The sequence below is a fragment of the Erwinia sp. PPS120 genome, assembly GCF_047918655.1.
Classification (GTDB): Bacteria; Pseudomonadota; Gammaproteobacteria; order Enterobacterales; family Enterobacteriaceae; genus Erwinia; species Erwinia tasmaniensis_A.
The window spans coordinates 144,940-159,476 of the sequence record NZ_JBLREF010000021.1 but is presented as its reverse complement, the minus strand read 5'-3'; the positions used below and the strand labels follow the sequence as shown (position 1 = coordinate 159,476).

12 protein-coding genes and 1 pseudogene are annotated in these 14,537 nt (G+C 54.5%); 7 read left to right on the top strand and 6 right to left on the bottom strand.

What is annotated here, in order from left to right; all coding sequences use genetic code 11:
* Positions 1 to 232 precede the first annotated feature (232 nt).
* The 6 genes and pseudogenes from ACLRGG_RS13440 to ybiB form a co-directional block, all read left to right on the top strand.
* Positions 233 to 469 (top strand): annotated as a pseudogene (locus ACLRGG_RS13440) (hypothetical protein); the annotation flags it as partial.
* Positions 470 to 513: 44 nt separating this feature from the next.
* On the top strand, positions 514 to 1,227 hold the full coding sequence (locus ACLRGG_RS13435; RefSeq protein ID WP_416250240.1) for a topoisomerase II: 714 nt from the start codon (positions 514 to 516) through the stop codon (positions 1,225 to 1,227).
* 1,120 nt (positions 1,228 to 2,347) lie between these two features.
* The gene (locus ACLRGG_RS13430; RefSeq protein ID WP_416250239.1) at positions 2,348 to 2,908 is read left to right on the top strand and encodes an Ail/Lom family outer membrane beta-barrel protein; all 561 of its coding nucleotides are present in this window, start codon (positions 2,348 to 2,350) and stop codon (positions 2,906 to 2,908) included.
* 108 nt (positions 2,909 to 3,016) lie between these two features.
* Positions 3,017 to 3,799, top strand: a complete 783-nt coding sequence (locus ACLRGG_RS13425) for a DUF3750 domain-containing protein (RefSeq protein WP_416250238.1) — start codon at positions 3,017 to 3,019, stop codon at positions 3,797 to 3,799.
* Between the two features lie 164 nt (positions 3,800 to 3,963).
* Positions 3,964 to 6,126 (top strand): ATP-dependent DNA helicase DinG, encoded by a 2,163-nt coding sequence (dinG, locus tag ACLRGG_RS13420; RefSeq protein WP_416250237.1) that lies wholly within the window; start codon positions 3,964 to 3,966, stop codon positions 6,124 to 6,126.
* A 20-nt stretch (positions 6,127 to 6,146) separates the two neighbouring features.
* The gene (gene ybiB, locus ACLRGG_RS13415) at positions 6,147 to 7,118 is read left to right on the top strand and encodes a DNA-binding protein YbiB (RefSeq protein WP_416250236.1); all 972 of its coding nucleotides are present in this window, start codon (positions 6,147 to 6,149) and stop codon (positions 7,116 to 7,118) included.
* Between the two features lie 12 nt (positions 7,119 to 7,130).
* Here ybiB and ACLRGG_RS13410 read toward each other — a convergent pair whose 3' ends face one another.
* The 3 genes from ACLRGG_RS13410 to ACLRGG_RS13400 all read right to left on the bottom strand — a co-directional run bounded on the left by ACLRGG_RS13410 (position 7,131) and on the right by ACLRGG_RS13400 (position 9,658).
* Positions 7,131 to 8,288 carry a M20 aminoacylase family protein gene (locus ACLRGG_RS13410; RefSeq protein ID WP_416250235.1) on the bottom strand — a complete coding sequence of 386 codons (1,158 nt, stop codon included), beginning with the start codon at positions 8,286 to 8,288 and terminating at the stop codon, positions 7,131 to 7,133.
* A gap of 79 nt (positions 8,289 to 8,367) precedes the next feature.
* Positions 8,368 to 8,889, bottom strand: a complete 522-nt coding sequence (locus ACLRGG_RS13405) for a 5' nucleotidase, NT5C type (protein WP_416250247.1) — start codon at positions 8,887 to 8,889, stop codon at positions 8,368 to 8,370.
* A gap of 139 nt (positions 8,890 to 9,028) precedes the next feature.
* The gene (locus tag ACLRGG_RS13400; protein WP_416250233.1) at positions 9,029 to 9,658 is read right to left on the bottom strand and encodes a flavin reductase family protein; all 630 of its coding nucleotides are present in this window, start codon (positions 9,656 to 9,658) and stop codon (positions 9,029 to 9,031) included.
* A 124-nt stretch (positions 9,659 to 9,782) separates the two neighbouring features.
* Here ACLRGG_RS13400 and rlmF point away from each other — a divergent pair, with 124 nt between their 5' ends.
* Positions 9,783 to 10,715, top strand: coding sequence for a 23S rRNA (adenine(1618)-N(6))-methyltransferase RlmF (gene rlmF, locus ACLRGG_RS13395; protein WP_416250232.1), 933 nt, complete (start codon positions 9,783 to 9,785; stop codon positions 10,713 to 10,715).
* 14 nt (positions 10,716 to 10,729) lie between these two features.
* Here the strand turns inward: rlmF and ybiO are convergent, their stop codons facing one another.
* The 3 genes from ybiO to glnP all read right to left on the bottom strand — a co-directional run bounded on the left by ybiO (position 10,730) and on the right by glnP (position 14,509).
* The gene (ybiO, locus tag ACLRGG_RS13390; RefSeq protein ID WP_416250231.1) at positions 10,730 to 12,952 is read right to left on the bottom strand and encodes a mechanosensitive channel protein; all 2,223 of its coding nucleotides are present in this window, start codon (positions 12,950 to 12,952) and stop codon (positions 10,730 to 10,732) included.
* A 178-nt stretch (positions 12,953 to 13,130) separates the two neighbouring features.
* The gene (gene glnQ / locus ACLRGG_RS13385; protein WP_416250230.1) at positions 13,131 to 13,853 is read right to left on the bottom strand and encodes a glutamine ABC transporter ATP-binding protein GlnQ; all 723 of its coding nucleotides are present in this window, start codon (positions 13,851 to 13,853) and stop codon (positions 13,131 to 13,133) included.
* Entirely contained in the window at positions 13,850 to 14,509 is a 660-nt protein-coding gene (gene glnP, locus ACLRGG_RS13380) for a glutamine ABC transporter permease GlnP (protein ID WP_416250229.1), read from the bottom strand. The genes glnQ and glnP overlap by 4 nt, the downstream gene beginning before the upstream one ends.
* Positions 14,510 to 14,537 lie beyond the last annotated feature (28 nt).

Sequence of the window (14,537 nt, the reverse complement as noted above, 5' to 3'; positions counted from 1 at the left end):
ACCCAGCTCTTTACGAAGTGCTGTCAGGCGGTCAGGAAAGCTCATAGGAAACACCAGAGTTGTGGTTACTGCCATCACTATAACCCTCCCTTTTTTATCGCTTGACTTGATGTATCATATAAGGAACCATAAAAAGACTCCAATATGAATCTTGACGGTTTTTAGAAGGAACTTGATATGCCCCGCATCCCACAGAGAGAACTGGATGAGTTAAAGCACAGCGTGTCGTTAGCAGCCTGCTGCAACCGCCGCCATCGCCTGCGAAACCACGCCAGCCGGGGAGCTGTTGCTTCGTTCCGGCCCGCGCGCGTGGCGGGTACGCGGCTGGCAGAAAAACACGCTCTCAGAGGTGATGAAGGTCAACGTGCAGGTGCTGGACGAGTCAACCGGCGCGTTCCACGTCGATACCTTCGACATGTACCATGCGAAGCAGCGCCAGGCGTATGTGAGCTGTGCCGCTAACGAGCTGGCCTGATATGTAAAAAGAACTGGACAGGACGATGTGGTGCGGTGGTGCTCACCCTTGCAGGGATAGCGCTGTGGAATATTGCCGACAATTATTATCTGAGAAATTCATCGGCTGAGAGTTTTGCAGATAAAGTTGACGCTGTAATTGAAAATATGCCCACTTATAATGTGCTAAAGGAACAGGATCCTCAGCTTTTTGCGCGTATTCGCGCCCAAATGCTGGCAATGAGGGAAGAAGGGAAAAGTGAACAGCAATTTATTGATGCTATCCAACCTCAAATTCTGGCTATACAAAGAAATCGCTTACAGTTTGCGCCAGATACTCAGGCGGTAGCTGTGATGCAGGTAAATATGGAGCAGATCGCGGCAGTGCAAAAAATAAGCGATGACGTTTGCTTTCGCTTCCTTTTCCCGGAAATAAAAGGAGGAATCAACGCTGCCAAAATCCTACCCAGAGAAATGTTAATCAAAAGGATCAATGTTGACGCTGCAATGATGCGCTCAGCGTACGGTCCGGACAAACATAGAGTTACTGATTCTGAAAGGGAAAATGCACAGAAAACCATACAGTCAATAGCACAGAAGTTAATACCCCGGTACGGACAGGATTTCTTCATAATGAGCGATCCACGTAAAGGCTTAGGAAAAGAAAAAATTGCCTGCGAACTGATTCAGGATGTCTGGAATAACATATTGATGTTACCTAAGGAAAGAGCTGCAGGAGCTATCCGCTTAATATTGGCTGATGAAAGTCAGTAGTGAATGAAATCATTAAAAATTTGGGTTGCGTCATAAAGGCGACTCACCGAGGATATAAGCCGAAAGATTAGCTGGCCAATAATCAGACTAACATTAATGGCTTGAGTTACGTAAAAAAAGGAACTTTCTGAGCTCAACTCATTTATTTCTGTAGGTAAAAGCACCCGGAAGGATATCGAGTCTGAATATGGTAAACCAAATAGCTATTCATTTGACGATGACCGCAACCCGATAATGGTTTATTTCTATGCTGATTCAGGCAGAAGCTGGTATGGCTGGATACCCAATGTCGGTAGATTTATTGAAGGTCTGCCGGGGACGGTGAATTCTAAAGCTACCATGCTTCAAATCCCCCTTGACAGTGATGGCCTGGTGAAATCTAACCGGATAAAGACAAGCTAATATCACCAGGGTATCGGGTTATTGAACGCTTCAGGTTTCAAATTGGTGAATTCGATTAAAGTAGCATTAATAAGCAGAAGTGACGAGTTTATGTAACGCTAACGCGTAATAATAAGATGCCAGTAAGTATTTCACCGCGGCAGCATACAGGTAATGGATATGCGCTCTGCAATGCTGTGACAATAAAATGACGGAAGCTTGTCTCCTTGATACTGTTTTATGAGCCAGTAAGCCTGAGTTGGAAACGCAGAAAATAGTTTGTAAAATGGGCGATTAATGATAATATCCTCATGTTAACGCTCGCATTTAAAAACATCAAAGTTTGAAAGATTGCAACCTCCATTAATAAGCAAGGTAATAATATGAAGTGCACTCTTTTCCCTCAGAGAGGTTTACAGGGCAAATTTAAGTACGTTTTAAGGAAGTATTGATGGCTGGCTGTGCTCAAAAAGTTCAACCCTGCTTCAGCTAACATACCGTGTCGGGTGTAAAGACTTGAGATTAACCTAAGGTAAGCAAGGCTGCTTCCTTAAGCCCCAGTATTGGGTAAAGGGAATTTCATTTGCCCATTGTAGTAAAGCACTTTCTGAAAATGCATTCTGGTTGGCAGGCAGGAAAATTCTGTGTCAATACGCTTGTACCCTGTTACTGCTATGAATGAATTACAGGATAGTGTTACCGATTAGATTTTTATATTTTATATAAGGGACTATTTAAAGTGAAAAAGTTATATACCTCTCTGTTTGTTTTGGCTGCGTTATCTGGCGCAGCACCCACTCATGCTGAACAGCACACTCTGTCACTGGGCTACGCGCAGAGCAAAGTCCAGGACTTCAAAAATATTCGCGGGGTAAATGCTAAATACCGTTACGAATATGATAGTGCACTGGGGATAATAAGCTCGTTTACCTATATGAATGGGAAAGAGGACTATCATTTTTCGAATGCATTTAATACCGTATCAAGGAGTGCAGATTTAAAGTACTACTCTCTTGCGGTCGGTCCAGCATACCGGTTCAATCAATATATTAGCCTGTATGGCCTGCTTGGGGTTAACTACAATAAATCTCATATTGAAAAAATGTGGCAGAATTCAAGTCTCCGATATCAGGAGACGTCAGGAAATAATAAAGCCTCTTTTATGTACGGCCTGGGTATACAGATTAACCCGCTTGACTCTCTGGCGATTGATATCGGCTACGAAGGATCTAATCTGGACGATGCGGGAAATCATCTTTCAATCAATGGGTTCAATATAGGCCTCGGCTATCGCTTCTGATTTTTAGCCCAGGTGGCTGCTCCGGCAGCCACTTTTCAGGTATTGGCAGCGCAGCCGAAACCATCTACTCTGTAAGTCCCTCCCTTTTTGCTTCCCCGGTCCAGTCACATGCTCTATTTGAAGATATTTATTATTGGTTTTATCTGCCTGCTGTTGCTGTCGTTTGCGCAAAGTTATCTCAGTGCGAGCCACAGCGGCGTGACGCTGAGCGGGCAAAGCTGGTCCACCGCCCGTCGTGATTCTGCCGGGATTGCCCCGGACGCAGTCGCATTTCGCAACAGGGCGATCGTGCAGGTTTATACCGCGCCGACCTTTGGCTGGCGGGGCCTGGTGGCGGTTCATCCCTGGATTATCTTCAAAAAAGCAGGGGAAACGGTGTACAGCCGCTACGAAGTGGTTAGCTGGGGCAGCAGCAATGTGGTTCGCCATAACTACGCGCTTCCCGACGGCTACTGGTTTGGCGCTACCCCTCGTCTGCTGGTAGACCATCGCGGCAGTGAGGCGGAGGCGATGATCCCCCATATTGAGGCCGCTATCAAAAGCTACCCCTGGTCGCACACTTACCGCGTATGGCCTGGCCCTAACAGCAACACGTTCCTGGCGCATATCGGCAGGAACGTGCCTGCGCTGAGGCTGGATCTGCCCGCGAATGCTATAGGGAAAGATTACCGCCCGCTGCGTAATCTGATTGGCCTGCCGCCGTCGGGCAGGGGCGTGCAGATCTCTCTGCTGGGGATTTTAGGCCTGACGCTGGGTGCGGAGGAGGGGATTGAATTGAATATTTCCGGCCTCAGTTTTGGCCTTGACGTTAAGTCGCCCGCGCTGCGTCTGCCTTTTACTGGCCGGATGGGGGTGGATAAAGTGATTAACGATACGTCTGCGGGAGGTTAAAGAGCGCTTACGGAGGATTCGTGAGGTTAATGCCCGCTTCTGGCAAGGTCGCCTCAGTCAACGTTGAAGTGACGTCGGAGATCGGGCGATTGATTAAAGAGGAAGGCTGACGCCGACTCAATACTGTGTAAAAATACAGGCCATTTTGAATACATGTGGTTGTCATGGCGCTAACAGTCGCGTTAAAAGCGCAAATCGCGGAGTGGTACAAGGCCCTCCAGCAGCAAATACCTGATTTCATCTCCCGCGCTCCCCAGCGGCAGATGATTGCTGAAGTGGCGAAAACGCTGGCGGGTGACGATGGCCGTCATCTGGCCATTGAAGCGCCAACCGGCGTCGGTAAAACGCTCTCCTACCTGATCCCCGGCATTGCGGTCAGTCGGGCGGAGGAAAAGCCGCTGGTGGTCAGTACGGCCAACGTCGCCCTTCAGGATCAGATATTCAGCAAGGATCTGCCCCTGCTGAAAAAAATCATCCCCGACCTGCGTTTCACCGCGGCCTTTGGCCGTCGACGCTATGTCTGCCCGCGCAACCTCTCTGCCCTGGCCACTGACGAAGAGAAGCAGGGCGATCTGCTGCTGTTTCTTGATGACGATATGACCGCCAGCAAGGAGGAGCGGGCGTTCTGCACCGGGCTGGAACAGAAGCGTAACCGCCATCAGTGGGATGGTCTGCGCGACCACTGCGACGACACCATCGAAGAGTCGCTTTGGCAGCGTTTGAGCACCGATAAGGCCAACTGTCTGGGCAGTAACTGCCACTGGTATCGCGAGTGCCCCTTTTACGTTGCCCGCCGCGAAATCGAGCAGGCAGACGTGGTGGTAGCGAATCACGCGCTGGTGATGGCGGCACTGGAAACGGAATCGGTGCTCCCGCCGCCCAAAAATCTGCTGCTGGTGCTGGATGAAGGACACCATCTGCCGGATGTCGCCCGCGATGCGCTGGAAATGAGCGGTGATATCACCCCCGGCTGGACCACGCTCCAGCTCGATCTTTTTTGCCGTCTGGTTGAGCAGTGCATGGCGCAGTTCCGTCCGAAAAGGCCGCCCGCGCTGAGCAATCCGGAGCGGCTTAAAGCCCACTGTGAAGAAGTGCGTGAACAGCTCCAGCAGCTATCACATTTGCTGGCGCAGTTTCTGCCGCCGGGTAATCAGGAGGGGGAGTACCGCTTTGAAATGGGTCTGCTACCCGAAGAGATCCTCACCCTGTGCGCGCGGCTGTTTAAGCTTAGCGACGGCCTGCGCGGGCTGGCAGAGGCGCTGCTGAACGATTTAAGCGAGAAATCGGGGCAGTACGATGTCGTTCGTCTGCATCGTACGCTGATCCAGATGAATAAAGCGCTGGGCTGGTTCGAAGCCAGCAGCAAGCTGTGGCGGCTGGCGGCAATGGAGCGGGCGTCGGGTGCGCCGGTGTCGAAGTGGGTGACGCGCGATATACGCGAGGGCAGCGCCCACCTGACGTTCCACTGTGCCGGGATCCGCGTTAGCGAGCAGCTGGAAAAGCTGCTGTGGCGTAAAATTCCTCATGTGGTGCTGACGTCTGCCACGCTGCGCTCGTTGAACAGCTTTCAGCGGCTACAGGAGATGTCTGGCCTGAGTGAAAAAGTGAGCGACCGCTTCGTCGCGCTGGACTCCCCCTTCAACCATATTGAGCAGGGCCGGCTGGTGATACCGCAAATGCGCTATGAGCCGATGATGGCCACCGAGGTTGAGCATCTGGCGGAGATGGCGCACTTCTTCCGTCAGCAAGTCAAAGAGGCAAAGCATAAAGGACTGCTGGTGCTGTTTGCCAGCGGGCGGGCGATGCAGCAGTTTCTGGCGTATCTGCCCGAGCTGCGGCTGATGATGCTGGTACAGGGGGACAGGCCGCGCCCGGCTCTGGTGGCGCTGCACCGTAAGCGGGTTGAGCAGGGCGAGACCAGCGTGCTGGTGGGGCTACAGTCCTTTGCCGAGGGGTTGGATCTGAAGGGCGATCTGCTTTCTCAGGTGCATATTCACAAAATTGCTTTCCCACCGGTGGACAGTCCGGTTATTTTGACCGAGGGAGAGTGGTTGAAAAGCCTGCGCCGCTATCCGTTTGAAGTGCAGAGCCTGCCCAGCGCCTCGTTTAACCTGATTCAACAAGTCGGCAGGCTGATCCGCAGTCATACCTGCTACGGTGAGATTGTTATCTACGATCGTCGCCTGCTGACGAAAAGCTACGGTGCCCGCCTGCTCGGCGCACTGCCGGTGTTCCCGATTGAGCAACCGGCGATGCCTGAGGGGAGGCTACCTGCGGCCAGCCCGGCGGTGAGCGGCAGGAAATCGATCACGCGGCGTAAACGTTAATGAATCAACAGAGCAACCGTATGGACTACAAACAGATCATTAAAGAGATTGGGCGCGGGAAAAATCATGCCCGCGATATTGATTTTGCTACCGCGCGCGATCTGTATCGACACATTCTGGCGGACGAAGTGCCCGAGCTGGAGCTGGGCGGCATGCTTATCGCACTGCGCATCAAGGGTGAGGGCGAAGAAGAGATGCCAGGTTTTTATGCGGCGATGCAGGAGCGGGTGATGCGTCTGACCCCCCCAGTCGACCGGCCGATGCCCGTGGTGATCCCCAGCTACAACGGCGCGCGCAGGCAGGGAAATCTGACGCCGCTGCTGGCGCTGCTGCTTTCGGCGCTGGGATTTCCGGTACTGGTGCATGGGGTAAGCGACGATCCTACACGAGTGACCAGCGAAGCAGTTTTCCGGGCGCTGGGCATTGATGCAGTGACGGATGCGGCCCAGGCGCAGGCTAAACTTCATCGGGGGGAGCTGGTGTTTATTTCTGTCGGCACGCTTTGCCCGCCGCTGGAAAAACAGCTCTCCCTGCGCTGGCGGATGGGCGTACGTAACAGTGCGCATACCCTGGCAAAGCTGCTGACGCCTTTTGCTGAAGACGCGGCTTTGAGGCTCTCCAGCGTTTCTCACCCGGAGTATATTCCCCGGGTGGCGAAGTTTTTCCATGCCACCGGGGGCAGGGCGCTGCTGCTTAACGGTACGGAAGGTGAAGTATATGCTAATCCGCAGCGCTGTCCGGCCATCAGCCTGATTGCCGGTACTGAGCCGGAACTTCTGCTGCCCCGTCAGGAAGAGAGTGGGACAGCACGCAATGCGCTGCCGGCAGAAAAGGACGCTGCCACCACGGCCGCGTGGATCGTGCGCTGTATGCAGCGCGAAATCGCGATACCGCAGCCGCTGCGTCAGCAGATTGCCTGCTGTTTTGTGGCAACCGGGCGGGCAAGAGATATTGAAAGTGCGCTTGCACAGATTGAACAGGCCGGATATTAAGCTGAATGCTGACTAGCTTGCCGGCAGGAGCTGCTCAGCCAGTGTACTCCACAGCGCAATGCCTTCGCCGATCATCGCATCGTTAAAGTCGTACTGCGCGTTATGCAGCGGCGGCGAAGGTATCGCGCCATCCGCACCAATCCAGAAATAGGCACCGGGGCAGGCTTCCAGCATGCAGGCAAAATCCTCTGACGCCATTGAAGGATTGACCTCCCAGTGTACGTTCTCCGCCGGAAGCAGCGATAGCGCACACTGACGCACCTTCTGCGCCTCCGCCGCGTTATTGGTGGTCACCGGATAGTCCGTCAGGTACTCGATCCGCCCCTCTATCCCCAGCGGGACGGTAAAGGTGGTGACGAAGGCCTCGATCATCTTCCTGACTTTTGCCCGTACATCGGCCTGAAGACAGCGTAGTGTACCACGCAGCACTACGGTCTCCGGAATAACGTTGATCGCCTCACCACCGTTGATTTGCGTAATACTGACCACGGCAGATGCGAGCGGAGAAAGACGCCTGGCCGGGATGGTTTGTAGCGCCAGAATTAACTGGGCAGCTGCGACCACCGGATCGGCTCCGTTTTCCGGCATAGCGGCATGGCAGCTTTTGCCGTGCAGAGTAATTTCAAACGCGTCCAGCGATGCCATCATTGCGCCGCTGTTTATGGCCATATGTCCGACGGGCAGGCCCGGCCAGTTGTGCATGCCATAGATAGCCGCCATCGGAAACAGCTCAAACAGGCCATCCGCCACCATTTTACGCGCGCCGCCAAGATTCTCTTCGGCAGGCTGAAAAACGAAATGCAGGGTGCCGCTAAAGCGCCGCGTCGCGCTAAGATGCTTTGCCGCGGCCACCAGCATCGCAGTATGTCCATCGTGGCCGCAGGCATGCATGACGCCCGGCTGCGTGGAGCGCCAGATCGGGCTGCCCGATTCGGTGATCGGCAGCGCATCCATATCGGCACGAAAGCCAATCGCGGGGCCGGGACCATTTTCCAGCGTACCGACCACGCCTGTCCCACCCAGGCCGGTATGCACCTGAAGTCCGGTAGCGCGCAGCTGTTCAGCCACCCAGCCGGAGGTTTTAATCTCCTGGTAGCCCAGTTCGGGCTGTGCATGCAGCTGCCTGCGCCAGCCGATAGCGTCTTCAATGAGCGAAACGGGGATAGCCATATCGTCTTCTCCTCCCGGGTGTTAATCCTGTCATCTGGCTGATGTAAAGTAGCATAGAATGGCGGCAGGCACCGCGCGGCTACAACAGCATGCTCTCAATATCCTGCCAGCTATCTGCCCGACGATAGCCAGTCACCTGCAAATTATGCGGGGCGGTATACAATATTCCTTCACCGCAGAAATTTTCAAAGTTGAAAGCATTATCGTCGATCATATAATCGGCATTGATAACGCTTTTGAGGCCGCAGAACACAATATTTGTCGGCTTGATTGCCGGGAAATGGCGCTTAAGCCAGTTGAACTTGGCGTTAAATGAGGTGGGAACTTCCATGGCTGCCGTAGTAATGAAGATCTCATAACGCTTGCTCAGTTCCGCAATCACCCGCTGACTGTCGCCGATGACATTCAGATCGGCAAAGAAATCCGCATCGCTGGCCAGCACCATCATCTCATTGAGCATCTCGGGGTTTTTATGGCGCAGATCGAAGAGGTTTAACTCGCTAGCGGTCAGCGAAAGAGAATAATGTGCATTGACGGTATTGAGCATTTTAAGGTGGAAATCGGCAATAACTTCATCCATATCGATGGCAATTCTTTGCATTGTCACTCTCGTTCACTCCTGTTGTTGAAAGCGGTCAGACATTGTAGTGCCTGACCAGGATACAGCAGTTGCTTCCCGGCTACCACCAGCCAGCTGGGGTAAGCGTGGCTGAATTCATGACGGTTAATCCATCAGGCCGCTACTTTCTGGCGTCCGGGCGCACCAGGTCAAAACGCAAATCATCACTGATGGCGTAATAGGCGCTCGGGCCGCCCGCGCGAAGAACTGGATGGGCTTTAGCCGTCTGGTAAATCCCCTCTTCCAGCAGGTCGTTATCTATATGAATGGCAACCACCTCGCCCAGCACCATCCACTGCTGAAGTTTCCCGCCGTCTGCGCCCTCCAGCTGAAGTACCTGGGTCAGTTTACATTCAAAATTTACCGGGCTTTCCGCTACCATACTCACCGCGACCTGAGTACCGGGAATAGGCGTCACGCCAGCCAGCGCGAACTCATCCTCGCCGGGCGGCACGCTGGCGGAGCTTTCATTCATTGCCACCGCCAGCTCGCGGGTGGCCAGGTTCCAGACAAACTCACCGGTTTCGACAATATTGGCCACGCTGTCCTTCCAGCCCTGACTGGAAAACCCAATTATTGGTGGCTGGTAGTTAAAGCAGTTAAAAAAACTGTAGGGGGCGAGGTTACGAACGCCAGCGGCACTTTGCGAGCTGATCCAGCCAATCGGACGCGGGCCAACGATAGCGTTCAGCGGATCGTGTGGCAGACCGTGCCCAAGCCGGGGTTGATAAGAGTGACGGGAACGCGACATGGTAACTCCTCAGATAACGTATGACTCACTATAATAGCTGCTCCCGCCGGGAAAAAAGCCGGGAATGGTTTACGATTTTTACGCCAGCAGGTATCTTACGCGCCTTGAGATAAGAGAGCCGCCCATGAAAAATACCGCCGTAAAAACTCAGCTACACCCGCGTAACCGTCATCGCGGACGCTATGACTTCCCCGCGCTGATCGCCAGCCATCCACCGCTGGCGGCCTTTGTGTCGGTCAATCAGTACGGTGATGAGACGGTGGACTTTGCCAACCCTGCGGCGGTCAGAGTGCTGAACCAGGCGCTGCTACACCATTTTTATCAGATCGAAAGCTGGGCGATCCCGGAAGGATTTCTCTGCCCGCCGATCCCAGGCCGCGCCGACTACCTGCATTATCTGGCCGACCTGCTGGCCGAAGATAACAAAGGCGTGGTGCCACGCGATCTGACCCTGCTGGATATCGGCTGCGGTGCAAACTGCATCTATCCGCTGATCGGCCACCGCGAATATGGCTGGCGCTTTACCGGCAGTGAAGTGAATGAAGAGGCGATGCGTGCGGCCAGCGCTATCATTGCCGCTAATCCAGGGCTGAACCGTGGCATTCGCCTGCGTCGGCAGAAAGATCCCCAGGCCATTTTTAGCGGCATCATTCACAAAAATGAGCAGTATCACGCGGTGATGTGTAATCCACCATTCCATGCTTCTGCCGAAGAGGCACAGCAGGGCAGCCAGCGTAAAGTTCGCAATCTGGGCCTGGACAAACATGCGCCGCTCAACTTTGGCGGCCAGCAGGACGAATTGTGGTGCGAAGGCGGTGAGAAAGCCTTCATCAGCCGGATGATTGATGAAAGCGTCACCTTCTCCCGCCAGTGCATCTGGTTTACCTCGCTGGTCTCACGCAAGGAGAACCTGCCCGAGATCTGGCGGGCGCTGGAAAATGTCGGTGCCGCTGCTGTGCGCACGATTGATATGGCACAGGGGCAGAAGCAAAGCCGGTTTATTGCCTGGAGCTTTATGGATACACCGCATCGCGAACGTCAGATCAGCCGTCGTTAAAGCACAGGATACCGCTACTCCGGCGCAGGCAGTGACTGGAAGCTGGCGGCCCCGTCAACTTCTGTTCCACTCTGCATCACCTGGAGCCGCTGATGCGGTGCGCTAATACCCGCCGCATCGAAATGCTTTTTGACCTTATCGTCCAGCGCGAAACGCACGGTCCACTGCTTAAGCGGCTGGGTGGTAAAGGAGACGCGAACGGTAAAGCCGTGATCGGTCAGGCCGACCAGGCCGGCGAAAGCGGGTTCACCAATCACCATGCCGCGAATCGCCTTATCCTGCATCAAATCCGTCACCGCCGCTTGTAGGGTGGCATTCACGCGATCGCTGTCCTCGCTGCGGTCCACGTCATAGTTCGCCACAAAAGAACCAATGCCGCGTACGAAGTTGGCAAAGGTGGTGATCGATGACCAGGGAATAATATGATAGGCCCCGGTATCCTGGCGTACGCCCACAGATCGGATAGACATCCGTTCTACCGTGCCGGTGATCGCCCCAATGGTGACCAGATCGCCGGTATTCATGCCGTTTTCAAACTGGATGAAGATGCCGGTGATAATATCCTTTACCAGCGTCTGCGAACCGAATGAAACCGCCAGGCCCAGCGCGCCGGCCCCGGCCAGCAGCGGCGCGATATTCACACCAATTTCCGAGAGCAGGATCATGATGGTGATGGTGCTGATTATCACCGCCAGCGCATTGCGAAACAGCGTGAGCAGCGTGCGGGTGCGCGCGCTGGGCATCGGTCGTCCGTGGGAGTCGGAAGCGAGCCGACTCTCAATCAGGCTGGCGAGCAGCGTCCAGCCGACCGCGGAGAAGAACAGGATCATCACGATACGGATGATGATATCGACCAGCTTCACGCCTGCCCCCTGGGTCAGCCAGTGCCAGAAATCGAAAAGATTCCAGGCACTTAGCAGCATCAGGCTGACGGTAAACACGGTCAGAATGCGCGCCAGCTTCAGCATCACCGAAATCCAGTCGTTAACCCGCTTTTGCAGCTCAGGATAGTTGCGGCGCAGATCGGGCGAGAGGGTGATTTTCTTCGAGATCCAGCGGGTCAGGATGCCCGACACCAGCGCACCGATACCGATAATTGCCAGCGATCGGACGGTAGCGGCCATCATAAACTTCAGGCTGTCGCCGGGATTAAACATGGAAAGCAAAAAGAGCGCGATAAAATATGCGCTTGCCAGCCAGTGCCAGACTAATGCGAAGGCGCGAATAAACAGCGCAAAGAACGACAGGGATCGATCCGCCAGCCGCTGCAGCTCCAGCTGAATATTGCGGCGGTTATGAAATATCAGATAGAGCGCCCAGACGGTCATCAGCCCCATCACCACCATATTTACCAGCGCGCCAACCTGTAGATTGACCTGATTCGAGACGATAGGCACCACCACCAGCAGGCCATAGCCGATAACGCCGCTCAGCCAGCTCAGCCGTCGGTTCCAGTAGTTCGCGCGGTTATCAGGCAGATGAAAGAAGCGAAGCTGCGCGTAGCGGGGACAGAACATCAGTCTGAGGATCGCCTTGAAAAACTCAATCAGCGCAAAGGCATTAAGGAAAAGCCCCTGCTGATAAGCGATGGTGCGGCTGCCGCCGTTCAGGCTGTCGCTAAGTATTTGGCCAAAAAATAGCGCAATACCCAGCAGCAGCAGATCGATAACAAAAGCCGCGACGATCATCGCAGGCAGATGTAGCCAGCTGGTTCGGTCACTGTTTTTCTTCCTTCCCCACTCTCCCATGCGGCGGTACAGCGGCGTCATCAGCCACCCTGTGACCTCATAGAAGGTAAACAGCGCGGCCGCCAGCATGGCAAAGTGGCTGACGGCATTAAAAAAGGTTTTCTTATTGAAAGACTTATGAGGCGCTTCCGAGATATTGCGCTGCAGCTCCTGCACGCGATAAAGAAACTGGCCGCCGAAATGGCGGCTAACGTCGGTAACGCTCTCAAGGACGGTTTTGTCTTCAGTCTCTTCCGGCGGCGTCAGAGTGGGGGTTGCGGCTGTTGAGGGACTTTCGGAGGCCTGATTAAGCTGGTCGATCAGCGCCTGCCGGGACTTATCATTTTGTAAAATGGCGGCCAGCGCGGCCCATGCGGCCTTTTTTTCGTCGTTGCTGGGTTCACTCTTCTGGTCGCTGGCGGACGACTGAGTTTGGGAGGCCGCAACGGCAGCGGCAGGCAGCGTGACGGCATTTGAAAATTTGGGCAGGCAAACGAGTACCATAATCATCAGACACCGGCCCATGAATTGCCAGCGAGAGGGAGTAGCCAACATCTTTATCTTCCTTTGTGGCGCAAACAACAGCGTCGACCGGAAAGTATAGACCGTTCAGCGCCATCCGCGCGCGCGTGCCGCACGTAAGAACAAAGGAGGGAGCAGGGCGGAAAGCACTTCCGCCCATAAGCCATCAGGAAACGTGCTGCAGAAACTCACGCAGACGCGGGCCAGGCGGGTTATCAATCAGTTCATCGGGCGCACCGTCTTCAGCAATACGACCCTTGTCGATAAAGATCAGACGCGAGGCGACCTTTCTGGCGAAGCCTACTTCATGGGTTACGATAACCATGGTCATGCCCTCTTCGGCCAGATCCTGCATCACCTTGAGCACTTCGTGGCGCAGTTCCGGGTCCAGCGCAGAGGTGGGTTCATCAAACAGCATCATTTTAGGCTTGACCGCCAGTGCGCGGGCAATCGCCACACGCTGCTGCTGCCCGCCGGATAGCTCAGAAGGAAAATGATGCGCCCGCTCGGCCAGACCCACCTTGGCCAGCAGCGCTTGTGCCTGCTGCCGCGCTTCTGCCTTACTGACGCCGCGTACGCGGATGGGGCCAAAGGCAACGTTATCGAGAGCGTTCATCTGCGGAAAGAGATGGAACTGCTGAAATACCATGCCTGCTTCCTGACGGATCAGCCGTTCATCCACCTTCGGGTCGTTGACTTTCAGACCATCGACAATCAGTTCGCCTTCAGTTATCTCTTCCAGCTTATTGATGCAGCGCAGCAGGGTTGACTTGCCGGAGCCGGAAGGCCCAATAATCACCACCACTTCGCCCTGCTTTATGGTCAGATCGATGTTATGCAGCACCTGAGTCTGGCCGAAATGCTTGGAGACGTTTTTAAATTCGATCACAGGATTTTCATCCTTTTTTCAATGCGACGCAGAACAAAGCTCAGCACCAGCGTAATAAACAGATAGATAACGGCCACGGCGCTCCAGATTTCCAGCGCGCGGAAGTTCCCGGCAATAATTTCCTGGCCCTGGCGGGTGAGCTCAGCCACGCCAATCACGATAAACAGTGAGGTATCTTTAATGCTGACAATCCACTGGTTGCCGAGCGCGGGCAGCATACGGCGTAGCGCCAGCGGCATAATGACATAGCGCAGCGTTTCCCGTCGGGACAGCCCCAGCGCCAGGCCTGCTTCACGAAAACCGTTGTGGATGGAGAGCACTGCACCGCGCGTGATCTCCGCAATATAGGCGCCGGAGTTGATCATAATTGTAACCACCGCCGCACTAAACGGGTCAATGCGTAAATCAGTGAAGGCCATTGGCAGCGCAAAGTAGATAAACATGACCTGCACGACAATCGGCGTACCGCGAATCAACTCAATAAAGACCAGCGCCACGTTACGGGACAGCCAGCCGCCATAGGCACGGGCAAAACCGGCGATCAGGCCGATAATCAGGCCGCCAATCAGTCCGAGGATGGAAATCCACAGGGTCAGGCGGGCGCCTTCGAGCAGGGCCGGAATTGATGGCCAGATGGCGCTCCAGTCAAACTGCATGATCTATTCTCCGGATAAAAACCCGCTA

What these genes read in the sequence shown, in the direction of transcription:
- ACLRGG_RS13425 (WP_416250238.1), top strand. Translation starts at nt 3,017, where the DNA reads ATGCTCTATTTGAAGATATTTATTATTGGTTTTATCTGCCTGCTGTTG.
- dinG (WP_416250237.1), top strand. Translation starts at nt 3,964, where the DNA reads ATGGCGCTAACAGTCGCGTTAAAAGCGCAAATCGCGGAGTGGTACAAG.
- ybiB (WP_416250236.1), top strand. Translation starts at nt 6,147, where the DNA reads ATGGACTACAAACAGATCATTAAAGAGATTGGGCGCGGGAAAAATCAT.
- ACLRGG_RS13410 (WP_416250235.1), bottom strand. Translation starts at nt 8,288, where the DNA reads ATGGCTATCCCCGTTTCGCTCATTGAAGACGCTATCGGCTGGCGCAGG.
- ACLRGG_RS13405 (WP_416250247.1), bottom strand. Translation starts at nt 8,889, where the DNA reads ATGCAAAGAATTGCCATCGATATGGATGAAGTTATTGCCGATTTCCAC.
- ACLRGG_RS13400 (WP_416250233.1), bottom strand. Translation starts at nt 9,658, where the DNA reads ATGTCGCGTTCCCGTCACTCTTATCAACCCCGGCTTGGGCACGGTCTG.
- rlmF (WP_416250232.1), top strand. Translation starts at nt 9,783, where the DNA reads ATGAAAAATACCGCCGTAAAAACTCAGCTACACCCGCGTAACCGTCAT.
- ybiO (WP_416250231.1), bottom strand. Translation starts at nt 12,952, where the DNA reads ATGATTATGGTACTCGTTTGCCTGCCCAAATTTTCAAATGCCGTCACG.
- glnP (WP_416250229.1), bottom strand. Translation starts at nt 14,509, where the DNA reads ATGCAGTTTGACTGGAGCGCCATCTGGCCATCAATTCCGGCCCTGCTC.